Raw genomic sequence first — 22822 nt, forward strand, 5'->3', positions numbered from 1 at the left:
CCTGGTTGATAGGTCGAAGGTGTAAGTGCAGTAATGTATTTAGCTTATCGATACTAATAGGTCGAGGACTTGACCAATAAATTTAAATGATAAATCAATAAATGATATGCAGTTTTTAGAGTATTAACTCTAAAACTTAATATAAGTTAATCGAAAGATTATGTGGTTATTATAGCAAAGAGGATACACCTGTTCCCATTCCGAACACAGAAGTTAAGCTCTTTAGCGCTGATGGTACTCGGAGGGCAACCTCCCGGGAGAGTAAGACGTAGCCACGTAATCTTTTTTATTTTATAACTTAGTTTACTTATATGAATTTTATTATCATGTAGGTAAACTATTTTTAGTTTTTGTAGAACAAAATAATTATGTGCTATGGAAAGCAAATAAATTAAGTAATGGGATAGTTATGTTAAAATTTACAAATAAACTTAACATGATGTATACTATTAATGGGGGAATAGAAATTACGAAATTTTAACGGAGGTTGGCTATGGATATAGGAGTTATAGGGGTAAACCATAATTTAGCTCCAATAAGTGTTAGAGAGAAGGTATCATTTACAGATACTCGAAAAATAGAAGCTATAAACTCCTTATTGGATAAAGATATTAGCGAAATTGTGATATTATCAACGTGTAACAGAAGTGAAATATATATTAGAGCAAACAATATAGATGAGAAAATTAGTGTAGTAAAAGATTTTTATGAAGAATATTTTAATGAAAAAAGTATAAAAAAATATTTATTTTCAAAATCGGGCATAAGTGCAGTTAATCATATATTTGAGGTTACAGCAGGGCTAGATTCTATAGTTTTAGGTGAAGATCAAATTCTAGGTCAGGTTAAAGATGCACATGAATTTTCTATGAAACTAGGATCTAGTAAAAAAGTTTTTAATAAGTTATTTAGAGAAGCTGTAACAACATCTAAAGAGATTAAGAGCACAACTAAAATATCAGAACAACCACTATCAATAAGTTATATAGGTATTAAACTATTAAAAGAAAAATTAGGTAGCTTGGAAAATAAAAATGCATTAGTAGTTGGATATGGTAAGATGAGTAAACTTACAATGACTCACTTAAGGGAAGAAAATGTGGGCACTATATATTTAGCTAATAGAAGCCATGGTAAATGTGATAATATATCTGATGATTTTAGAAATGTAACTCTTATAGATTATGAAAGTAGACATGAAGTGCTTAAAAATGTTGATATAGTTGTAAGTGCAACTGCTTCACCTCATACAGTATTAAAAGCAAGTAGTATGCCAAAATTAGATCATAATATATATATGATGGATATAGCTCTTCCTAGAGATATAGATCCAAAAATAAATGAGTTTAATAATATTGAAGTTTATGATATAGATGACTTAAAAAAAATACATGATAAAAATGATAATAAGAGAAATGAGTTAGCAATAATAGGGCGAGATATTATAAATAGTAAAGTTAATGAATTTGTAGAGTGGGTTGACGCAGTAGATATAGATCCTACAATCAAATCTTTAAATGAGAAGTGTTCTGAAATAAAAGATGATACATTAGATTATATATTTAGAAAAGTTGAACTTAATTCAAAGGATAAAAAGCTTATAGATAAGATGATGTCATCAGCATTAAAAAGACTTGTTAGAGAGCCTATATTGAATTTAAAACAGGTAAAAGATAAGGGAAAAAGAGAAGAATATATAAAATTAATTGAGGAATTATTTGAAATTTAATCGCAGGAGGATATGTAAATGAAGTATGAAGAATCAGTTAAAATATATGAAGAAGCAGTAAAGTACATACCTGGAGGAGTTAATAGTCCAGTTAGAGCCTTTAAATCAGTAGGACTAACTCCTATATTTGTAGATCATGCTCATGGTAGCAAAGTATATGATGCAGATGGAAATGAATATCTTGATTATATTTGCTCATGGGGGCCACTTATGTTAGGACATTCTCCAAAAGAGTTAACTGAAGGTATCGAAGATATTATAAAAAGAGGAACTAGTTTTGGAGTGCCAACAAAGATAGAAGTTGATATGGCAAAAATAATAGTTGATGCATATCCTGTAATAGATCAAGTACGTATGGTTAACTCAGGAACAGAAGCAACAATGAGTGCATTAAGAGTGGCCAGAGGGTATACTGGAAGAAATAAAATATTAAAATTTGAAGGATGTTATCATGGACACTCAGATGCATTATTAGTTCAATCTGGTTCAGGAACTTTAACATATGGAGTTCCAACAAGTCCAGGAGTACCTGATGATGTAGTAAAACATACTTTAGTGGCTAAATATAATGATTTAGATGATTTAAGAAGAGTATTTAAAGAACAAGGAAGTGAAATTGCTGCTGTAATAGTAGAAACAATTTCAGGAAATATGGGATTAGTTAAAGGAAAACAAGAGTTTATAGAGCTTCTTAGAGAATTATGTACAGAATATGGTACAGTTTTAATCTTTGATGAAGTTATAACTGGATTTAGAATAAATTATAATAGTTCACCAGCTTACTTTGGGGTAAATCCAGATATGGTATGCTTTGGTAAAATTATAGGAGCAGGCCTTCCAGTTGGCGCTTATGGTGGTAAAAAAGAAATAATGGATGTAGTTTCTCCAGTAGGTCCTGTTTACCAAGCAGGAACACTATCTGGTAATCCATTAGCAATGTACATGGGTAAAAAGAATTTAGAGATATTAAGAGACAATCCTCAAATTTATACTGAACTAGAAAGAAAAGCTAAAAGATTAGAAGAAGGAATAAAATCTAACCTAGAAAAATTAGGATTAGATTATACAGTGAATAGAGCTGGATCTTTATTATGTCTATTCTTTACTAAAGGACCTGTAGAAAGTTTTGATGATGCAAAAAAATGCGATATAGATAAGTTTAATTTATACTTCAAAGAAATGCTAGATAGAGGAATACTTACTGGACCTAGCCAATATGAAGCTATGTTTTTATCAAATGCTCATACAGATGAAGATATAGAAAGAACTATATCTGCAAATTATGAAGCTTTAAAAGTATCTCATAACTTATAAGAAAAATACAAAATAAAAAGACTTTTAGCCAGTTTTAATATAATATAAGAGGATATTAGGTTGTAGTGTAGAATATTTACAAAAGTTAAGTATTTTATAAATTTATATCATCTTATGTTTAAATCAGACTAGGCAAAATGAAATTGTTGAAAACCTAGCCTTTTGGCTAGGTTAAATTTTGTAAAAATAGTATATAAGGGAGTGAACAATAAGATGAGTGTATTAGAAAGTACATCAACTTTAGAAAGAGTATTAAAAAGTATAAGACCACTAGATAAAGATGCAATTAAAGCTGCAAGATATAGGCTAGATAGACAAGCAAAACCGCAAGGCAGTTTAGGAAAAATGGAAGATATATGTGAACAACTTGCAGGTATATATAGAAGTAAATTTTATGATACAGATAAAAAGGTTGTAATCGCTTTTGGTTCAGACCATGGAGTATATGAAGAAGGTGTAGCACCAGATCCTCAAGAAATAACTAAACTTCAATTTCCTAACTTTGCAAATGGAACATGTGGTGTAGGCACAATAGCTAAATTTGTTGGAGCAGATGTAGTTGCTGTAGATGTAGGTATAAATACTGACGAAAAAATGGAAGGTGTGTTGGATTATAAAATTAGAAAATGCACATCAAATATGGCAAAAGGACCAGCTATGTCTAGACAAGAAGCAATACGATGTTTAGAAATAGGTATAGAAATGGCTGAAAAAAGTATAGAAAAAGGATATAATGTTATAGGCATTGGAGAAATGGGTATATGTAACACGACTCCAAGTACAGCGATAATATCTGTTATTGGAGATTGTGATCCTGAAGAGATAACAGGAATAGGTGCAGGACTTAAAAGAGAAAGATTAAAGCATAAAGCGGATGTAATTAGAAAAGCAATAGCTTTAAATAATCCAAATCCTAAAGATGGCATAGATATATTAGAAAAAGTTGGTGGGTTTGAAATAGGAGCTATGGCTGGTGTAATATTGGGATGTAGTGCAAATAAAACTCCAGTTGTTATAGATGGATTTATATCATATGCTGCAGCATTACTTGCATATACTATTAATCCAATAACTAGAGATTATATGATAGGATCACACTTATCTGCAGAACCAGGAACCCAAAAAGCTTTATCTATAATAAAGTTAAGTCCAGTATTAAATATGGATATGAGATTAGGAGAAGGTAGTGGAGCAGCTTTAGCATTTAATATAATAGAAGCATGTACATTTACATATAAGAATATGGTTACATATGATGAAATTGATATGTTAGGTAGATAATACAAATTTAAGGAGAGTTAATATGAGTAAAATTATTTTAGTTACTGGTGGTGCAAGATCAGGTAAAAGTAATTTTGCAGAATCACTATGTAAAGATAGAAATAATAAAACAGCATATATAGCAACATCAATACCATTTGATAATGAGATGAAAGATAGAGTAAAAAAGCATCAAAATAGTAGACCTTCAGAATGGAAAACTTATGAGAAATTTAAAGATATACACTCAATAATCAAAGATATATCTAAAGAGCATGAAACAGTAATATTGGATTGCATAACATTGTTAGTTAACAATTTAATGTTTGACTCTGATATTGATGTAGATAGTGCAGATACTTATGAGATAAATGCTTTAGAATTATATATAAAATCACAAGTTGAAAAATTACTTGAAGAAGTAGAAAAAACGGATTTATATTTTGTAATGGTTACAAATGAAATAGGAATGGGAATTGTTCCTGGAAATAAACTTACTAGAGTATATTCTGATATTGTAGGAAGGGTAAATCAACTTATAGCTAAAAAAAGTGATGAAGTTCATTTTGTAGTTAGTGGTATACCTATGAAGATAAAAGGATAGTTATGAAAAGATTTATTTTAATATTACAATTTATGACCAGAATTCCCATAAATATAAATGTTGGATTTGATGAAGAGTTTCACAAATCTTTATACTATTTTCCATTAGTAGGATTAGTGCTTGGAATATTAGAATTTTTAGTAGGAAAATTGTCTCTTATATTATTTGATCCATTTGTAAGCTCTTTAATAATTACATTAAGTGCAGTGATGCTTACTGGTGGATTACATATAGATGGATTAGGTGATACATTTGATGCACTATATAGTTATAGAGATAAAGAGAAAATGCTAGAAATAATGAAAGATTCAAGGCTTGGAACAAATTCACTTTTATCAGTAATGTTTGTTTTATTATTTAAAATAGGATTTATATATAGTATTATAAATGAAGGATTATTATGGCTTATAATATTTATGCCTGTGCTTGGTAGGCTTGGTGTACTAATCTTAACATATAAAACCGTAACTCCTAGAAAAAATGGATTAGGAAACTTATTCATTGGAAAATGCTCAACAAAAATGTTTTTAACAGCTACATTATACTCAATAGCTATATTAGGGTTAATATCAAAATTAATATTCTCATCAAATAATATATTATTTTTAAGTATATTAATTTCAGTACCAGTAGTTTTTATATTTAATATACTATTTAAAAAACATGTTTATAAGAAAATAGATGGAGTAACTGGAGATATATTAGGATGTAGTATAGAACTATCAGAGCTAACATATTTAATATATATATATATGACTTTAAATTTTGTAGTTTAGCCATATAGAGGAGAATTTATGATAAAATTAATATTAGTAAGACATGCCATTACTGAAGATAACAAGGATAGTAAATTATCTGGACATATAGATAGTGAATTAAGTGAAGAAGGAAAAGCTCAAATTAAAAGACTCATTAATTATCTAAAAGATGAGAATATAGATAAAATATATACAACAACGTCTTCAAGAACAAAACATACTGTAGAACAAATAGCAAAAAATAGAAATTTAGAGATAATAGAAAAAGAAAGATTAAAAGAAATCAGCTTTGGAGATTTTGAAGGAATGAGTTTTAGCAAAATAAAATCTAATTATCCAGATGAATTTCAAAAAATGATAGATTATGGATATGAATATAAATATCCAAATGGAGAAAGTTTGATAGATTCTTATGAAAGAGTAGTAAAAGAAATTAAAAGTATATTAAATGACAATGAAGGTAAGACGATTTTAATATGTTCTCATGGAGGAAGTATTAGAAATATAATTACTTACCTAATATCAAATTCTTATAAGTACCATTGGAACTTTAGGATAGATAATGCTTCAGTTACTATTTTAGAAGTTGACAATGGATTTACTGTAATAAATAGTATGAATAATACTAGTTTCTTAAGATAAATAGATTAATAAGTTATTAAAATCGAATATGAGATTACTTAGGTTCTTATCATCTAGAAGAGATTAAAAGGGAAAAAGGTAAAAGCCTTTGCAGCCCCCGCTACTGTGAAACCGACGAAACTATTATAATAAGCCACTGTCAAATTTGATGGGAAGGTTATAGGAGTAGGATGAAGTTAAGCCAGGAGACCTGCCTAAGATAATTTTACAATAGAGTCTTCGGGGTGAAGCTTTTATTTGATATATTATGAAATAAAAAAAGTCCGAAAACTGGAAAGTTCGGACTTTTTTTATTTTTCTGTAAAATATAAGATTTCTAATAGCCCTATTTTAAATTATAAGAAAAAGGAAGTGAAATAATGGGCAAAAAAATAATGCTGCAAGGTACAGCCTCTAATGTTGGCAAAAGTACTATCGTAACAGGATTATGTAGAGTATTTAAACAAGATGGATATAGTGTAGTTCCATTTAAATCTCAAAACATGGCCTTAAATTCTTTTATAACTAAAGAAGGTCTTGAAATGGGAAGAGCACAAGTTTCACAAGCAGAAGCCTGTGGAATTGAACCAATAGCAGATATGAATCCAATTTTGTTAAAACCTTCAGGAAATCATAAAAGTCAAGTCATAGTCAGAGGTAAAGTAGTTGGAAATATGTCTTCAATTGAATATCACGATTATAAATTACAGCTTATGGATGTGCTAAAAGATACTTTTGAGGAATTAAATAATAAATATGATATTACAGTTATGGAAGGAGCAGGAAGTTGTGCCGAAATAAACTTAAAGTCAAGAGATATATCTAATATGGGCATGGCTAAGATTGCTAATACTCCTGTGATAATAGTTGGAGATATAGATAGAGGTGGAGTATTTGCATCACTTGCAGGCACAATGCTTTTGTTAGATGAAGAAGAAAGAAAAAGAGTAAAAGGTGTAATTATAAATAAATTTAGAGGAAGAAAAGAACTTTTAGAAGATGGTATAAAAATGTTAGAAGACATTATAAAAGTTCCTGTATTAGGTGTACTTCCTTATAATGATATAAAAATTGAAGATGAAGATAGTGTAACAACTAGGTTTAAGAAATCAGTTGGTACAAGAGATATTAATATAGAGATAATAAGGACTCCTCATATGTCAAATTTCACAGACTTCCATATATTTGAAACTCAAGAGGATGTAAGTGTAAGATATGTAGATTATGGAGAATCTTTAGGAAATCCAGATATAGTAATTATACCTGGAAGTAAAAGTACAATAGATGATCTAAAATTCATTAGAGATAATGGATTAGAAGAACAAATAAAATCTCTACATAAAAAAGGTAAATTAATTATTGGTATTTGTGGTGGATATCAAATGCTAGGTAAGAAACTAAAAGATCCGTACCATGTAGAAGGTGAAATAGAAGAATATGATGGAATTGGGCTTTTAGACACAGAAACTATATTTGAGATTCAAAAAACAACAACACAAGTAGAGGCATCTATATGCGAGAATAAAAATGGATATCTAAGAAATCTAGGAAATAAAAAGATAACTGGTTATGAAATACACATGGGAGTTACTAATAGAGGAAGTAGTACAAGCAATTTGAATACTATAACTAAAAAATTAAGTGAAGATGTAAGTTACACTGAAGGAAGTGTTAATGAAGAAGGAAATGTATTTGGAACATATATTCATGGAATATTTGATGAGATAGAATTTACTAGAACTTTACTAAATAATATAAGAGATATGAAAAATTTAGATAAGTTAGATAGTAAGGTAAGTTCATATAAAGAATTTAAGGAAAAAGAATATGATAAATTAGCTGATTTTTTAAGAGAACATTTAGATATAGAAAAGATTTATGAAATAATGAAAGACTAGAAAATATAATAATGGTCAGGTGAAATATATGAAAAAAATATTAATTGCAGGTACTAACAGTGGAGTTGGAAAAACAACAATTTCTCTAGGAATAATGCAAGCACTTACAAAAAGGAATATGAAAGTACAACCATACAAGGTAGGTCCCGATTATATAGATCCATCATATCACACATTTATAACAGGAAGAAATTCAAGAAACTTAGATTCATATATGTTAGATGATGAAAAATTGAAATACATATTAAATGAAGCTTCAAAAGATGCAGATATAAGTGTAATAGAAGGTGTTATGGGACTATATGATGGGCTAGGAATAAACTTAGATAGTTGTACAAGTTCATATGCATCAAAGTTATTAAAAGCACCAGTTATATTAGTAATAAATGCGAAAGCAATGGCAGCATCTGCAGCAGCTATGGTACTTGGATATAAAATGCTAGATGAAAATATAAAAATAGGTGGAGTTATAGTAAATAATGTTAAATCGAAAAGTCACTATGAAATACTTAAAGAGTCAATAGAAACTTATGCAAAAGTAGAGGTATTAGGATATTTTCCTCCAAATAAAGAATTTTCTCTAGAATCAAGACACTTAGGTCTTGTACCAAGTGTAGAAATAGATTCATTAAAAGTTAAATTTAATAATTTAGCTGATGAAATAGAAAAGTATATAGATATAGGTCGAATAATTGAAATATCTGAAACAGAGAATGTAGAAAGTGAATTTACTTTAGATGAATTTATAGAAAATAATAAGGTAAAAGATAAATCAATAGCAATTGCTTATGATAAAGCTTTTAATTTTTACTATAGAGAAAATATAGAGTTATTAGATAAATTAGGATTAAAAATAAAATTCTTTAGCCCTATAAAAGATAAAGAAGTTCCAGAAGCTGATTATATATATATAGGTGGAGGATTTCCAGAAATCTTCTGTGAAGAATTAGATAAAAATGAATATATGAGGAACTCAATAAAGAAAGCACATGAAAGAAATATTCCTATATATGCAGAATGTGGAGGACTTATGTATTTAGGTGAAAATATGCTAGATAATGAGAATAAGAAATATAATATGGTAGGAATATTTAAGGGAACAAGTAAAATGACATCATCATTAAAAAGATTTGGATATTGTTTTGGTGAAGCAAAAGAAGATACTATATTAGCTAAAAAAAATCAAATTATAAAGGGGCATGAGTTTCATCATTCTATATTTGAAAGTAATGAACCTTGTGCTTATATAATGAGAAAAGAAAGAGCTGGAAAAATTATTGATGAGTGGGAAGGTGGATATAGTAAAAACAACACTCTAGCCACATATTTACATACACATTTTTATAATAACTTAGAATGTATAGAAAACTTTTTAAATAGAGGAATTAAGTAATATGAATATATTATCAATTTATATTGGTTATATAATAGATTTAATAGTAGGAGATCCTTATTCTTTTCCACATCCAGTAAGGTACATAGGAAATCTTATAAAATTTATAGAAAAAAGAATTAGAAAAATAGCAAAAACTGATAGAGATCTAAAAATAGGAGGATTTGTATTATGGTTTTTTACTGTAATACCTGTCTATATAATTACGTATTTAATAATTAAGATAAGTAGCTTCAATATTTATATATATTTATTTGTAAATTCTTTAATCATTTATACAACTCTAGCAACTAAATGTTTAAAAGATGAAGCAGTAAAAATATATAAAGTACTTAAAACTGGAGATATAGAAAAATCTAGAATTCAACTTTCTTATATAGTTGGAAGAGATACAGAACATCTAGGTGAAGGAGAAATAATAAGAGCTACAGTAGAAACCGTTGCTGAAAATACGGTAGATGGAATAATTGCACCTATGTTTTATGCATTTATAGGTGGAGCACCTTTAGCTATGGCATATAAAGCAATTAACACATTAGATTCTACAGTTGGATATAAAAATGAAAAATACCTTCATTTAGGATTTGCATCAGCAAGAATAGATGATATAGCAAACTATATACCAGCTAGAATTTCAGTATTATTAATGTCTATAGGAAGCTTAGTATTAGGATATAACTTTAAATCATGTGCAAAGATTGCAATTAGAGATAGAAAAAATCATAAAAGTCCCAACTGTGCATACTCAGAAGGTGCAGTAGCAGGAGCATTAGGTATTCAATTGGGAGGAACTAATATATACTTTGGTCAAGAAGTATATAAGCCAACTATTGGAGATAAGGATAGAGAAATAGAAATTGAAGATATAGTAAAAACAAATAAAATAATGTATGCTACATCGATAACTTCAATGATAGTGTTTACATTAGTATATGTATTATGTGTGGGGTGATGTAGATGAAAGATCTAGGACATGGGGCTAATATCAATCTTATGGCTAAAAAATATAATAAAAGTCCTAAGAATATATTAGATTTTAGTTCAAACATAAATCCTAAATTAATATCTAATTTAGAAACGTATATATTAGAAGGACTTAAAGAGTGTACTAGTTATCCAGATATAAATTATACATCTTTAAGAAATAACATATCAGAGTATATAGGAATAAATCCTGATTTTATAATACCTGGTAATGGTGCAACAGAAATTATATATTTAATGATGAAAAGTATAAATAAAAGATTAGCTATATTTAATCCAACCTTCTCTGAATATAAAAGAAGTGCAGAGCTAAATGGTTTAGAAATATTGCATTTAAACTTGGATAAAAGTAACAATTTCGAAATAAGCTTAGATGAAGTTAAATCTAATATAGATAAATTTGATAGCTTATTTGTATGTAACCCTAATAACCCAAATGGAAAAGTTAAGAATTTAGAAAAACTATTAGAATTAATAGTAAAAAATAATAAATTACTAATAGTAGATGAAACATTTATGGAGTTTGTAGAAAAAGAAGAAGATTATTCTTTAATAAAATATGTGGATAAAAATGAAAATTTATTTATTTTAAAGGCTGTTACTAAATTCTTTGGAATGCCTGGATTAAGACTGGGGTATGGAGTTACAAGCAATAAAGAAATAATAAATAAAATATATACATATAAAGAGCCTTGGACAATAAATTCTTTTGCAGATAACTTATCAAATTACATATTTAAAGATAAAGATTATATAGAAGAAAGTAAAGAATTTTATATAAAAGAAAGAACCTTTATGCTTGAAAGTTTAAGAAAAAATAAACTAATAGAGGTTTATGATACAGATACAAATTTTATATTAATAAAATTAAATAAATTTACTGCTAGTGATATAAAAGAAAAGTTGTTTTTAGATAGTAATATACTTATAAGAGATGCATCTAATTTTATAGGGCTAGATAATAGTTATATAAGAGTTGCAATTAAATCTCGAAGAGAAAATGAAATTCTAATAAAAGAATTAAATAAATTTTTAGGAGATTAAAATGAAGTCTTATGGAATATGTCCAGCATCTTGTGGTGAGTTTGTTCAAGGTTTTATGAATGAAGAAGAGTATTTATGCTCATATGCAATAGATTTATACTCAACAGTAATTATAGAAGAGAAAATAGAAGATATAATTATAGGACCCCAAAAATCAAGAAAAGCAATTGAATTAGTTTTTAAACATTTTAATTTACCAATTAGAGAAAGTAAAAAGATTTCTTTAAATATAAATAGCGAAATACCTACAGGTAAAGGTATGGCAAGCTCTACTGCTGATATAGGAGCAACTATAAAAGCAACATTATCATTAATAGATAAGCATATGACTAGCGAAGAAATATCTAAGCTAGCTGCTAAAATAGAGCCAACTGATTCTATATTTATAGAGGAAGCAAATATATTTAATCCATTAAGTGGAGAGTTAATAAAGTATTTAGGGAATATAAAAAACTCTAAGGTTTTAATACTTGAACCTGATAAAGCTATAAATACAAGAAAAATAAGAAAAACTCCAAATTACATGGAAACTAAGTTAAAAAATAAAGATTTAATAAAAGAAGCCTTTTATTTGTTAGAAGAAGGTATTAGAAAAAATGATTTGGATTTAGTTGGAAAAGCATGTACCATAAGTAGTTTAGCTAATGAAAATATACATCAAAAATTAGGGTTAAATAAAATAATCGAAATATCTAACCAATATGGAGCATATGGAGTAAATATTGCTCATAGTGGTACAGTAGTAGGAATACTATTAGATAAAAATATGAATGAAAAAAGATTAATAGAATTGTTAGAAAAAGAGAAATTACATAAATTTTATAAAAAAATATACGCATCAGAAATAATTGATGGAGGAATTAGAGGAGGTACACAGTGGAATACGTTAAAAATCCTATGATGATAGAAAGTAAGAGTTTTGAAATTATACAAGGAATAATAGATGAAATTAGACCAGGGTATAAGTTTAAAAATGAGATAGAGGAAAAAATCATAAAGCGTTCAATACATACAACAGCTGATTTTGAATATTTAGATATATTAAAAATATCTGATGAAGCTGTAAATTCTATAGTAGATGCGTTAAAAAATAAAGCTACTATATTTACAGATACTAATATGGTTCTAAGTGGAATAAACAAAAGAAAATTAGATGCTTTAGGATGTGAATATAAATGTTTAGTTGCTGATCCTGAGGTAGTAAATAGAGCAAAAGAAAAAGGAGTAACACGCTCTATGGCAGCTGTAGAAGTAGCTGCTAATATAGAAGGAAGAAAATTATTTGTACTTGGAAATGCTCCAACAGCATTATATAAAGTTATGGAGATGAAAAATGAAGGTAATCTTGATGTAGATGCAGTAGTAGGAGTTCCAGTAGGATTTGTAGGAGCTGCAGAATCTAAGGATGAACTAGAGAAAACTGATATACCATATATAATTTCTAAAGGAAGAAAAGGTGGGAGTAATTTAGCTGCTGCTATAATAAATGCTATTTTATATTCTATGTAGGTAAATATTATGGAAGAGTATGTATATATTGATGGAAAAAAATACCGAAGAGGATATACAACTGGTTCATGTGCAAGTGCCGCATCAAAAGCAGCAACTCATATGCTGCTTACTAAAAAAAAGATAGATAAAGTAAATATAGATACGCCAAAAGGAATACCGTTATCTCTTGTTGTTCATAACATAGAAGCTTATGAAAATAAAGTTAAGTGCTCTATTGAAAAAGATGGAGGAGATGATATAGATGCAACTCATAGAATGCATATATATGCTGAAGCTACACTTATAGATAGAGTAAATGATGAAGATATAATAGTTGAAGGCGGAGTTGGTGTAGGAGTTGTTACTAAAAAAGGTCTTAGTGTAGATGTAGGAAGACCTGCTATAAATCCAGTTCCTATGAGAATGATAAATACCGAGGTTAGAAAAATTATAGGTGAAAATTTTAGAGATAATATTGGAAAAAATAAAAGTTTAAGAATTACAATATCAGCACCAGAAGGCGTGGAAATAGCAAAAAAGACTTTTAATCCTAGACTTGGAATTGTAGGAGGTATTTCTATTCTTGGTACGACTGGAATAGTTGAGCCAATGAGTGATGAAGGTTGGAAAAAGTCACTATCAATAGAGCTTGAGATGAAGAAGTCACAGGGATTAGATAAAATCATCTTAGTTCCAGGTAATCATGGAGAAGAATTTATAAAAGATAAATTAAATTTAGATATGAAGTATGTAGTTAGAACTAGTAATTTTATAGGATATATGCTAAAAGAAGCTCAAAGAATTGGTTTTAAGAAGATTCTTATGGCGGGACATATCGGAAAGTATATAAAAATATCTGCTGGAATTTTTAACACTCATAGTAAAGTAGCAGATGCTAGAAGTGAAATACTAATTTCTAATTTAGCTATGATGGGTGCACCACTTGAATTTTTAAAGAAAATAGAAAGTTGTGTTACAGCAGAAGGTGCAGTAGAGATTATAAATAATAGTGATTACACTGATTTTTATGATTTAATAAGCAACAAATGTAAATATAAGATAGATCAATATTTATTAGATGAAGGTATAGATGTAGAAGTGATGATGTTCACTATGGATAAAACATTACTTGGAAAATCAGATAAAGCAGATGATTTAGTGGAGGTATTTAGATGATAAATATAATTGGACTAGGTCCGGGAAATGAAAATTATATAACGAAGTTAGGTGAAAAATTAATTTATGATTCTGAAATTTTAATAGGTGGAAAAAGGAATTTAGAAACTATTAAAAATTTCAAAGGAAAAAAAATTGAAATGGCATCTAACTTAAAGGAGATTTTAGAATACATAAATACTAATAAGGAAAAACAAATATCTGTTATAGCATCTGGAGATCCATTTATATATGGCATAGGAAGATATTTATCTAAGAATATTGATAATAAAAATTTAAATATAGTTTCAGGGATTAGCTCTTTACAATATATATTCTCTAAAATTTATGAAGATATGAATGATTTATATATTACTAGTAGTCATGGAAAGGTACCTGATTTTGATTATATTTTAGATCATAAGAAAGTATGTATGGTAACCGATAATAAAATAGGTCCTCATGAGATTAGTAAAGAGATAATAAGTAGAGGATTAAAGAAAATTGTTGTAGTTGGAGAAAACTTGTCTTACGATAATGAAAAAATTACAGTAGCATCTCCTGAAGAAATACTAAAGATTGAAAAATTTGACATGAATGTTGTGGTGATATTAGATGAAAAATAGTGAGTTTATAACTGGAAGAGTACCAATTACTAAGGAAGAAGTAAGAGCTATATCTATAAATAAGTTAGATTTAGTAAATGCTAAAAGGTTTATAGACGTAGGTGCTGGAACCGGAAGTATAACCGTTGAATCAGCATACCATTATCCAAATTTAGAAGTTACAGCAATAGAAAGAAATGACGATGCTTTAGACTTAATAAAACAAAATGTTAAGAAGTTTGACTTAAAAAATGTAGAAATTTTAAAAGGATATGCACCTATTGAAATAAAAAATGGTGTAGATGCTATATTTTTAGGAGGTACTGGTAATAACCTTGAAGAAATAATAATATGGTCGAAAAATCTGTTGGTAGAAGGCGGAAGGCTAGTTGCTAATTTTATAATAGTAGATACTTTCAATCAAACTTTAAATTTATTAAGAAAGCATGGATTTACTAATTTAGACGTCTCAGTTTTGAATGTTTCTAAATTAGAGAAGCTGGGTAGAGGAGAGTATTTTAAACCACTAAACCCAATTTACATAATATCTTGTGAAAAAGGAGTAGAATAAGATGATAAATAAAGTACATTTTGTAGGTGCAGGACCAGGAGATAAAGAATTAATAACACTAAAAGGATACAAGCTTTTAAGTGAGGCTGATGTTGTAATATATGCAGGTTCGTTAGTTAACCCGGCACTTTTAGAGTACTGTAAAGAGAGTTGTGAAATACACAATAGTGCTTATATGGATTTACAACAAATAACAGATGTTATGGAAAAGGGAATAAAAGAAGGAAAATCTGTAGTAAGATTGCAAACAGGAGATTTTTCAATATATGGTTCTATAAGAGAACAAGTTGAAGAATTAAATAAATTAGATATAGATTATGATTGTACACCAGGAGTAAGTTCATTCTTAGGAGCATCATCTGCACTTGGAGTAGAGTATACAGTTCCAGAGATATCTCAAAGTGTAGTAATAACAAGAATGGAAGGTAGAACACCAGTACCAGAAAAAGAATCAATAGAATCTTTTGCTAAACACCAAACTTCAATGGTTATATTCTTATCAGTTCAAGAAATTGAAAAGGTTGTTGAAAAGTTAATATCTGGAGGATATCCAGAAACTACTCCAATAGCTGTAGTTTATAAAGCTACTTGGCCAGATGAAAAAATAGTAAAAGGAACTTTACAAGATATAGCAGAGAAAGTTAAAGAAAATAATATAACTAAAACAGCTTTAATAATGGTAGGAGAATTCTTAGGTAAAGAGTACAATAACTCTAAGTTATATGATAAGGATTTTAAACATGAATACAGATTCTAATATAGCAATACTTTGTATAACAACAAATGGACGTAGCTTAGCATGTAAAATAAAAAGATTATTAAATGATGGAGATATTTACTTCATAAATAATAAGAAAGATGATAATTCAAAAGAAATAAAAGAAGTTATAAGCAAGTCTAAAGAAGATGATACAGAAATGTATATTGTTAGAAAAAGGTTAAAGTTTTTTGTAGAAGATATATTTGATAAATATGAATACATAGTATTTATAATGGCAACAGGAATTGTAGTTAGAACAATAGCACCATTAGTTACTAGTAAATTTTCAGATCCTGCTATATTAGTAACAGATGAAAAAGGAACAAATATAATTAGTTTACTAAGCGGCCATATGGGTGGGGCAAATGAAATGACACTCTATATAAGTGAACTTTTAAAATCAAATCCAGTAATAACTACAGCTACTGATACAAATAAAAAATCATCTTTAGATATAATAGCTAAAAAATTAAATGCACACATAGATAATTTTAGAGATAGTGTCCTGTTAGTTAATTCTATGTTAGTAAATGGAGAGTCAGTAGGATTATATTTAGATGGAGAATATGAAAGTGTAGATACTAGAGGTTTTACAATAATTTCAAATAAAAAAAGTATAAATGAACATTTACAAGATGGAATTGAATTAAGTAAAATTAACTCTAAAACTATAGTAGTTATAAGTAATAAACATAACTTACAAATAGAGGAACACTTAAAGGGTAACTATAAAATAATAAAAGTTATACCTAAAGACATAGTATTTGGAATCGGATGTAGAAGAGATACAGATAGTCTATTGTTACAAGAGTCCCTAAACGATTTTATACATAAGAATAATATAGATATAAATTCAATCAAAGAGATTGGAAGTATAGATGTAAAAAAAGATGAAAAGGCAATTATTGATTTGAGTAATGCTTTAAATGTGCCTTTTAAGGTATTTACAAAAGAAGAAATATCAAAAATAGATTATTTATTTGAAAAATCAGAATGGGTGAAAAAAAGTGTAGGAGTATACTCAGTAGCAGAACCAATAGCCTATATTTTAAGTGATGGAAATATAATAATAGAAAAAAATAAATATAAAGGAATTACATTTTCTGTAGGGAGATTAAAGATATGATATATGTAGTAGGAATTGGACCAGGAAGCAAAGAAATGATGACTCTAGAAGCTATAAATGCTATAGAAAAGTCAGAAGTTATAGTAGGATACAAAACATATATAAACTTAATAACTGAGTTTATACAAGATAAGGAAGTTGTTTCAAATGGAATGAGACAAGAGATAGATAGATGTAAAATGGCAGTTGAAATAGCGAAAGAAGGTAAGGATGTAGCCGTAATAAGCAGTGGAGATGCCGGAATATATGGTATGGCAGGGTTAATATTAGAGTTAACTTCAAAAGAAGAAACTGAAGTACCTGTAAAAGTAGTTCCAGGTGTTACTGCAAGTATAGGAGCAGCTGCAATTCTTGGTGCACCTATAATGCATGATTTTTGCCATATAAGTTTAAGTGATTTATTAACTCCATGGGACGTTATAGAAAAAAGGTTAAAACTTGCAGCTGAAGCTGACTTTGTTGTTTGCTTATACAATCCAAGAAGTAAAGGTAGAAGCGAACATTTAGCAAAAGCTTTTGAAATAATGAGTGAGTTTAAAGATGGTAAGACACCTGTAGGAATAGTTAAGGATGTAGGAAGAGAAAAAGAAGAAAAATTTGTTTGTACATTTGATACTATGGACTTTGAAAGAGTTGATATGACAACTATGGTTGTTATAGGAAATAAGAGTACATTTATAGACAATGATAAGATAATAACTCCTAGAGGATACACTGTATAAGGAGGTAGGTATATGATATTAGTTTTAGGTGGAACATCAGACAGCTTAGAAATATGCAGCGAACTGAATAAAATATTCAATTTAAAATATACTTTATCAGTTACAACAGAATATGGAAGAGATTTAGCTACAGGATATGCAAGAAATGTTATATTAGGGAAGCTTACTAAAGAAGATATGGTTAAGTTTATAAAAGATAATAATGTAAATCAAATTATAGATGCAACACATCCTTATGCGATAGAAGTTTCTAAAAATGCTATAGAATGCTCAAAAGAAGTGGATATAGAGTATATAAGATATGAGAGAAAATCACTTCTAGAAGGAATGGCTTATGAGAATATAAAGATAGTTAACACGATAGAAGAAGCTTGTGAAGTTGCAAATCAAAAGAAATATAACAACATATTTATTGGAACCGGTAGTAAGAATTTAAATAAGTATGTAGAGCTTATACAAAATAAAAAACTAATTGCACGAGTACTTCCAACAAGTGAAGTAATAAAAAGTTGTGAAGACTTAGGTTTAAATGGAGATAACATAATAGCTATGAAAGGTCCATTTAGTAAAACTATAAATATAGAGATGTATAAACAATATAAAATAGATTTAGTGATAACTAAGGAAAGTGGAGTTGCTGGTGGATTCTTAGAAAAAGTTGATGCAGCAGAGTTTTTTGGTATACCTGTAGTAATAATAAGAAGAGAAACTATGGATTATCCAAAAGTTATTAATGATGTAAGAGAAATAAGAAATTTAATAAAGATTTAGGGAGATTAACAATAATGAAGAAGGCAGTTTTAGTAGTAAGTTTCGGAACAAGCTATGAAGAAACTAGAAAAAAGACAATAGAGGCATGCGAAAAGAAAATAAATGCAGACCTAAATGACTATGATTTTTACAGAGCATACACTTCAAATATGATAATCAGAAAAATAAAAAGAAGAGATGGAATTGAAATAAATAATCCTATACAAGCCTTAGATAAATTACATGAAGAAGGATATGAAGAAGTTATAGTTCAAACTCTTCATATAATATGTGGTGAAGAATTCAACAAACTGAAAGATCAAATAGAAGAGTATAAGAATAAGTTTAAAAAATTAATATTAGGAAGACCACTACTTACTTATATAGAAGATTATAAAGAAGTAGTTGAAGCTATAGAAGCTCAAATACCAAAAATGGAATTAGATGAAGCTGTAGTATTTATGGGACATGGAACAGTACATGAATCTCACTCTGCGTATCCAGCGATAGAGTATATGTTAAGAGACCATGGTATAAATGCTTATGTTGGAACAGTAGAAGGGTACCCAGAAATTGATCAAGTTATAAAAAGATTAAAGGAAACTGATGTAAAAACAGTTAACTTAATGCCATTAATGCTAGTAGCAGGAGATCATGCTATAAATGATATGGCAGGTGATGAAGATGATTCTTGGAGATCTATTTTAGAATCAGAAGGATTTGAAGTAAACGTATATTTACAAGGATTGGGAGAAAACGCTAAAATTCAAGATAAATTTGTACGTCATGCACATGACTGCATAGCAAAATTAGAACAATTAGAAAATATATGCTAAACAATTAGGAGGAAGAGAAAATGTCAAAATTTTATGGAATAGGAACAGGACCTGGAGATAGTTCTTTAGTAACAGTAAAAGCGGTAGAAACAATACAAAATTTGGATATATTATATACACCAGAATCTAAAAAAGGCGGAGAAAGTTTAGCTTTATCAATAGTAAGTAAATACTTACCGGATGGACTTGAAATAAAATCAAGACATTTTCCAATGAACTTCAATGATGGTGAAAAAGTAGCTGCATGGAACAAAATAGCAGAAGAAATAGTAAGTGACGTTAAAGGTGGCAAAAATGTTGGATTTGTAACATTAGGAGACCCAATGATATATAGTACTTATGTTTATATAATGGAAAGACTTATAGATGAAATAGATGTAGAAACTATACCAGGAATATCTTCATTTTCAAATATAGCTTCTAATCAAAACTTCCCATTAGTTATGGATAGAGAGCCACTAATAGTAATACCTTGTACAATGGAAGAAGAAAGAATAGACTACGCATTAGAAAATTATAGTTGTATAGTATTAATGAAAGTTTATAAAAATTTCAAAGAAATAATAACTAAATTAGAAAAGTTTGACTTAATAGATAGTGCTATACTAGTAAGTAACTCATCTCAAGAAGGTGAAGTAGTGTATACTGATTTAAGAGATGTTCATTTAGAGGAAAAGATATCTTACTTCTCAACAATACTAGTAAATAAAGATAATAAAAAACAACTAGATAAACTAGTAAATAAAGTAGGATAAAGTTATTATACATAAGGAGATTTTGTCATGAAGGTAGTCGTTGGAACAAGAGGTAGTAAACTAGCTCTTACACAAACTAACTGGGTAATAAGTGAGTTAAAAAAATATAATCCTGAAATAGATTTTGAAGTAAAGATAATCAAAACTAAGGGTGATTTAGTACAACATTTATCTTTAGACAAAATAGGAGATAAAGGATTATTTGTAAAAGAAATAGAACAACAATTAATAAATAAAGAAATCGACATAGCTGTACATAGCATGAAGGATATGCCTTCATGCTTACCAGCAGGTTTGAAATTTGCAGGTATACCTAAAAGGGAAGACCCTAGAGATGTTCTTGTATTAAAAGATGGATATAAATCAATAGATGATTTGCCAAAAGGAGCAAAAATAGGTACTGGTAGTAAGAGAAGAAAATATCAATTACTAAGAAAAAGACCGGACTTAGAAATAGTTCCAATAAGAGGGAACATAGATACAAGAATTAGAAAAATAGAAGATGAAAACTTAGATGGAGTAGTACTTGCAGCAGCAGGGATATTAAGAGTTGGTATGAGTGAGCATATAAGCTACTATATTCCAACCGATATAATGGTACCAGCACCAGCACAAGGAGCTCTTGCTATTGAAATAAGAGATAATGATATAGAAATTGAAAATATAATCAATTGTATAAAAGATAGAGAAACTGAAATTCAAGTAGCAGCTGAAAGAGGTTTTTTAGATGGAGTTAATGGAAGTTGTCATATTCCGATGGGAGCTTATTGTATCGTTGAAGGCGAAAAAATTAAGCTAACAGGATTATTTGGAGATGAGGATGGGCATAACCTTGTAATTAAAGAATTAGAAGGCAGCTTTAATTCTCCTAGAGAAACAGGAATTGAACTAGCAAAATTAGTTTTAAAGGAGTATGAAAGCTATGAAGGGTAAAGTTTACTTAGTAGGTGCAGGACCAGGAGATTATAAGTTATTAACATTAAAAGGACTAGAGTGTATAAAAAAAGCTGATGTTATAGTTTATGATAGATTAGCAAATGTTAACTACTTAAAGGAAGCTAAGCCTAATTGTGAATTTATATACGTAGGCAAAGCATCTAGTAATCATACGCTGCCTCAAGAGGATATAAATAGAGTAATATGTGATAAAGCTAAAGAAGGAAAAATAGTTACAAGACTTAAAGGTGGAGATCCTTATGTATTTGGTAGAGGTGGAGAAGAAGGACAACTTTTAAAAGAAGAAGGAATAGACTTTGAAGTAGTTCCAGGAATAACTTCTGCTATAGGTGGGCTTTGTTATGCAGGTATACCTATAACACATAGAGATCATGCATCTTCTTTCCATGTAATAACAGGACATCTAAGAGAAGATGATAAAGAAAATCCTGAGATAAATTGGAATGCGTTAGCGAATACTAGAGGTACTTTAGTATTTTTAATGGGGGTTGCTAACTTAAAGAAAATTAGTGAGAACTTAATTAAAGAAGGTAAGTCCAAGGATACTCCAGTTGCGCTTATAAGTTGGGCAACTAGGTATAACCAAAGGGTTATAACTTCTACATTAGAAGATGTTTATGAAACAGCAGTAAAAGAAAATATTAAGCCACCAACATTAATAGCAGTAGGAAGTGTAGTAAACCTAAGAGATACTTTAAACTTTTTTGAAAGAAAGCCTCTATTTGGTAAGAACATAATGGTTACTAGAAGTAGAACTCAAAGTAGCTCTATAGTAGAAAAAATTATGGATTTAGGTGGAAATCCAATAGAAATACCTACTATAAAAATAAAGAAAATAGATAATAATTTTGAATTAGAAAATGAAATAAATAATATAAAAGAATACACATACTTAGTTCTTACGAGTAAAAATGGTGTAGAAATTTTCTTTGATAAATTAGAAGAAATGAGTTTAGATGTAAGATCACTAGCAAATATAAAAGTATGTGCAATTGGAAGTGCTACAGCCAAAGAAATTAAATCTAGGGGAATAAATCCTGATATAGTTCCAGAAAAATTTGTAGCAGAATCTTTATTTGATGAGTTAAAAAATAAGCTAAGAAAAGAAGACAAGATATTAATTCCAAGAGCTAAAAATGCTAGAGATTATTTAATTGATAAGTTAAGTGAAATTTGCACTGTAAAAGAAATTCATACTTATGAAAGTGTAATAGATACTAGTAAAAAAGAAGAAATTTTAGATATACTAGAGAATGAACAGTTAGACTATATAACTTTTGCAAGTTCTTCAACTGTAAGAAATTTTGTGGAAATTATAGGTAAAGATAACTTAGATAAAATAAGTAGTTCTAAAGTAATATCTATAGGGCCAATAACCTCAGCGACTGCAAAAGAATTAAATATAAATGTTTACAAAGAAGCTGAAAAAGCTACTATAGATAAAATTGTAGAAGCGATTACTACTATCTAATAAGTAATTGTAATTACT

The 22822-nt window shown here is 28.6% G+C and carries 23 protein-coding genes, 2 rRNA genes and 1 riboswitch; all 25 genes read left to right on the forward strand.

From position 1 onward, the window contains the following. Window positions 1–77: ribosomal RNA gene (locus I2A66_RS15855) — 23S ribosomal RNA — on the forward strand; the annotation flags it as partial. An 84-nt stretch (window positions 78–161) separates the two neighbouring features. After that, a 5S ribosomal RNA gene (gene rrf, locus I2A66_RS15860) occupies window positions 162–278 on the forward strand. 215 nt (window positions 279–493) lie between these two features. Continuing rightward, window positions 494–1729 carry a glutamyl-tRNA reductase gene (gene hemA, locus I2A66_RS15865; RefSeq protein ID WP_122641212.1) on the forward strand — a complete coding sequence of 412 codons (1236 nt, stop codon included), beginning with the start codon at window positions 494–496 and terminating at the stop codon, window positions 1727–1729. An 18-nt stretch (window positions 1730–1747) separates the two neighbouring features. Next, complete coding sequence (hemL, locus tag I2A66_RS15870) at window positions 1748–3043, forward strand: glutamate-1-semialdehyde 2,1-aminomutase (RefSeq protein WP_147516838.1); 1296 nt, start codon at window positions 1748–1750, stop codon at window positions 3041–3043. 213 nt (window positions 3044–3256) lie between these two features. Next, on the forward strand, window positions 3257–4324 hold the full coding sequence (gene cobT, locus I2A66_RS15875) for a nicotinate-nucleotide--dimethylbenzimidazole phosphoribosyltransferase (RefSeq protein WP_122641214.1): 1068 nt from the start codon (window positions 3257–3259) through the stop codon (window positions 4322–4324). Window positions 4325–4346: 22 nt separating this feature from the next. Beyond that, window positions 4347–4907: a bifunctional adenosylcobinamide kinase/adenosylcobinamide-phosphate guanylyltransferase gene (cobU, locus tag I2A66_RS15880; protein WP_122641215.1), complete on the forward strand. Its 561-nt coding sequence runs from the start codon at window positions 4347–4349 to the stop codon at window positions 4905–4907. A 2-nt stretch (window positions 4908–4909) separates the two neighbouring features. After that, the gene (gene cobS, locus I2A66_RS15885; RefSeq protein WP_122641216.1) at window positions 4910–5683 is read left to right on the forward strand and encodes an adenosylcobinamide-GDP ribazoletransferase; all 774 of its coding nucleotides are present in this window, start codon (window positions 4910–4912) and stop codon (window positions 5681–5683) included. An 18-nt stretch (window positions 5684–5701) separates the two neighbouring features. Then, window positions 5702–6307, forward strand: coding sequence for a histidine phosphatase family protein (locus I2A66_RS15890; RefSeq protein ID WP_122641217.1), 606 nt, complete (start codon window positions 5702–5704; stop codon window positions 6305–6307). Between the two features lie 23 nt (window positions 6308–6330). Then, a riboswitch (cobalamin riboswitch) is annotated at window positions 6331–6519 on the forward strand. Between the two features lie 147 nt (window positions 6520–6666). Then, window positions 6667–8184, forward strand: a complete 1518-nt coding sequence (locus I2A66_RS15895) for a cobyric acid synthase (RefSeq protein ID WP_122641218.1) — start codon at window positions 6667–6669, stop codon at window positions 8182–8184. 28 nt (window positions 8185–8212) lie between these two features. Next, window positions 8213–9577, forward strand: a complete 1365-nt coding sequence (locus I2A66_RS15900) for a cobyrinate a,c-diamide synthase (RefSeq protein WP_195251988.1) — start codon at window positions 8213–8215, stop codon at window positions 9575–9577. A 1-nt stretch (window position 9578) separates the two neighbouring features. Then, window positions 9579–10529, forward strand: a complete 951-nt coding sequence (gene cbiB / locus I2A66_RS15905) for an adenosylcobinamide-phosphate synthase CbiB (protein ID WP_147516841.1) — start codon at window positions 9579–9581, stop codon at window positions 10527–10529. A 5-nt stretch (window positions 10530–10534) separates the two neighbouring features. Further along, a complete protein-coding gene (locus I2A66_RS15910) occupies window positions 10535–11605 on the forward strand; it encodes a pyridoxal phosphate-dependent aminotransferase (protein WP_122641221.1) in 1071 nt (356 codons plus the stop codon). Window position 11606: 1 nt separating this feature from the next. Then, window positions 11607–12506 carry a GHMP family kinase ATP-binding protein gene (locus I2A66_RS15915; RefSeq protein WP_122641222.1) on the forward strand — a complete coding sequence of 300 codons (900 nt, stop codon included), beginning with the start codon at window positions 11607–11609 and terminating at the stop codon, window positions 12504–12506. Further along, on the forward strand, window positions 12482–13114 hold the full coding sequence (locus I2A66_RS15920; RefSeq protein WP_195251989.1) for a cobalt-precorrin-8 methylmutase: 633 nt from the start codon (window positions 12482–12484) through the stop codon (window positions 13112–13114). Before I2A66_RS15915 ends, I2A66_RS15920 begins: the two co-directional genes overlap by 25 nt. A gap of 9 nt (window positions 13115–13123) precedes the next feature. After that, window positions 13124–14272 (forward strand): cobalt-precorrin-5B (C(1))-methyltransferase CbiD, encoded by a 1149-nt coding sequence (gene cbiD, locus I2A66_RS15925; RefSeq protein ID WP_195251990.1) that lies wholly within the window; start codon window positions 13124–13126, stop codon window positions 14270–14272. Further along, window positions 14269–14877, forward strand: a complete 609-nt coding sequence (locus I2A66_RS15930) for a cobalt-precorrin-7 (C(5))-methyltransferase (RefSeq protein ID WP_122641225.1) — start codon at window positions 14269–14271, stop codon at window positions 14875–14877. The genes cbiD and I2A66_RS15930 overlap by 4 nt, the downstream gene beginning before the upstream one ends. Further along, window positions 14867–15427, forward strand: coding sequence for a decarboxylating cobalt-precorrin-6B (C(15))-methyltransferase (locus I2A66_RS15935; RefSeq protein WP_122641226.1), 561 nt, complete (start codon window positions 14867–14869; stop codon window positions 15425–15427). The genes I2A66_RS15930 and I2A66_RS15935 overlap by 11 nt, the downstream gene beginning before the upstream one ends. 1 nt (window position 15428) lies before the next feature. Then, window positions 15429–16184, forward strand: a complete 756-nt coding sequence (locus tag I2A66_RS15940) for a cobalt-precorrin-4 methyltransferase (RefSeq protein WP_206425662.1) — start codon at window positions 15429–15431, stop codon at window positions 16182–16184. Beyond that, window positions 16168–17313, forward strand: coding sequence for a cobalt-precorrin 5A hydrolase (gene cbiG, locus I2A66_RS15945; RefSeq protein ID WP_122641227.1), 1146 nt, complete (start codon window positions 16168–16170; stop codon window positions 17311–17313). Before I2A66_RS15940 ends, cbiG begins: the two co-directional genes overlap by 17 nt. Continuing rightward, the gene (gene cobJ / locus I2A66_RS15950) at window positions 17310–18035 is read left to right on the forward strand and encodes a precorrin-3B C(17)-methyltransferase (RefSeq protein ID WP_122641228.1); all 726 of its coding nucleotides are present in this window, start codon (window positions 17310–17312) and stop codon (window positions 18033–18035) included. Before cbiG ends, cobJ begins: the two co-directional genes overlap by 4 nt. 12 nt (window positions 18036–18047) lie before the next feature. Next, entirely contained in the window at window positions 18048–18806 is a 759-nt protein-coding gene (gene cobK, locus I2A66_RS15955) for a precorrin-6A reductase (RefSeq protein WP_195251991.1), read from the forward strand. A gap of 14 nt (window positions 18807–18820) precedes the next feature. Further along, window positions 18821–19621, forward strand: a complete 801-nt coding sequence (locus I2A66_RS15960) for a sirohydrochlorin cobaltochelatase (protein ID WP_122641230.1) — start codon at window positions 18821–18823, stop codon at window positions 19619–19621. A 20-nt stretch (window positions 19622–19641) separates the two neighbouring features. Further along, on the forward strand, window positions 19642–20376 hold the full coding sequence (locus I2A66_RS15965) for a cobalt-factor II C(20)-methyltransferase (RefSeq protein WP_122641231.1): 735 nt from the start codon (window positions 19642–19644) through the stop codon (window positions 20374–20376). A 27-nt stretch (window positions 20377–20403) separates the two neighbouring features. Further along, window positions 20404–21309, forward strand: a complete 906-nt coding sequence (gene hemC / locus I2A66_RS15970; RefSeq protein WP_122641232.1) for a hydroxymethylbilane synthase — start codon at window positions 20404–20406, stop codon at window positions 21307–21309. After that, window positions 21299–22804, forward strand: a complete 1506-nt coding sequence (gene cobA / locus I2A66_RS15975) for a uroporphyrinogen-III C-methyltransferase (RefSeq protein WP_122641233.1) — start codon at window positions 21299–21301, stop codon at window positions 22802–22804. The genes hemC and cobA overlap by 11 nt, the downstream gene beginning before the upstream one ends. The last annotated feature ends 18 nt before the right edge of the window (window positions 22805–22822 follow it).

The sequence above is a fragment of the Romboutsia sp. 1001713B170207_170306_H8 genome (assembly GCF_015550495.1).
Taxonomy (GTDB): domain Bacteria; phylum Bacillota; class Clostridia; order Peptostreptococcales; family Peptostreptococcaceae; genus Romboutsia_E.

Bases quoted from the DNA above. Each gene is read 5' to 3' on its own strand.
- hemA (WP_122641212.1), top strand. From the start codon at position 494: ATGGATATAGGAGTTATAGGGGTAAACCATAATTTAGCTCCAATAAGT.
- hemL (WP_147516838.1), top strand. From the start codon at position 1,748: ATGAAGTATGAAGAATCAGTTAAAATATATGAAGAAGCAGTAAAGTAC.
- cobT (WP_122641214.1), top strand. From the start codon at position 3,257: ATGAGTGTATTAGAAAGTACATCAACTTTAGAAAGAGTATTAAAAAGT.
- cobU (WP_122641215.1), top strand. From the start codon at position 4,347: ATGAGTAAAATTATTTTAGTTACTGGTGGTGCAAGATCAGGTAAAAGT.
- cobS (WP_122641216.1), top strand. From the start codon at position 4,910: ATGAAAAGATTTATTTTAATATTACAATTTATGACCAGAATTCCCATA.
- I2A66_RS15890 (WP_122641217.1), top strand. From the start codon at position 5,702: ATGATAAAATTAATATTAGTAAGACATGCCATTACTGAAGATAACAAG.
- I2A66_RS15895 (WP_122641218.1), top strand. From the start codon at position 6,667: ATGGGCAAAAAAATAATGCTGCAAGGTACAGCCTCTAATGTTGGCAAA.
- I2A66_RS15900 (WP_195251988.1), top strand. From the start codon at position 8,213: ATGAAAAAAATATTAATTGCAGGTACTAACAGTGGAGTTGGAAAAACA.
- cbiB (WP_147516841.1), top strand. From the start codon at position 9,579: ATGAATATATTATCAATTTATATTGGTTATATAATAGATTTAATAGTA.
- I2A66_RS15910 (WP_122641221.1), top strand. From the start codon at position 10,535: ATGAAAGATCTAGGACATGGGGCTAATATCAATCTTATGGCTAAAAAA.
- I2A66_RS15915 (WP_122641222.1), top strand. From the start codon at position 11,607: ATGAAGTCTTATGGAATATGTCCAGCATCTTGTGGTGAGTTTGTTCAA.
- cbiD (WP_195251990.1), top strand. From the start codon at position 13,124: ATGGAAGAGTATGTATATATTGATGGAAAAAAATACCGAAGAGGATAT.
- I2A66_RS15930 (WP_122641225.1), top strand. From the start codon at position 14,269: ATGATAAATATAATTGGACTAGGTCCGGGAAATGAAAATTATATAACG.
- I2A66_RS15935 (WP_122641226.1), top strand. From the start codon at position 14,867: ATGAAAAATAGTGAGTTTATAACTGGAAGAGTACCAATTACTAAGGAA.
- I2A66_RS15940 (WP_206425662.1), top strand. From the start codon at position 15,429: ATGATAAATAAAGTACATTTTGTAGGTGCAGGACCAGGAGATAAAGAA.
- cbiG (WP_122641227.1), top strand. From the start codon at position 16,168: ATGAATACAGATTCTAATATAGCAATACTTTGTATAACAACAAATGGA.
- cobJ (WP_122641228.1), top strand. From the start codon at position 17,310: ATGATATATGTAGTAGGAATTGGACCAGGAAGCAAAGAAATGATGACT.
- cobK (WP_195251991.1), top strand. From the start codon at position 18,048: ATGATATTAGTTTTAGGTGGAACATCAGACAGCTTAGAAATATGCAGC.
- I2A66_RS15960 (WP_122641230.1), top strand. From the start codon at position 18,821: ATGAAGAAGGCAGTTTTAGTAGTAAGTTTCGGAACAAGCTATGAAGAA.
- I2A66_RS15965 (WP_122641231.1), top strand. From the start codon at position 19,642: ATGTCAAAATTTTATGGAATAGGAACAGGACCTGGAGATAGTTCTTTA.
- hemC (WP_122641232.1), top strand. From the start codon at position 20,404: ATGAAGGTAGTCGTTGGAACAAGAGGTAGTAAACTAGCTCTTACACAA.
- cobA (WP_122641233.1), top strand. From the start codon at position 21,299: ATGAAGGGTAAAGTTTACTTAGTAGGTGCAGGACCAGGAGATTATAAG.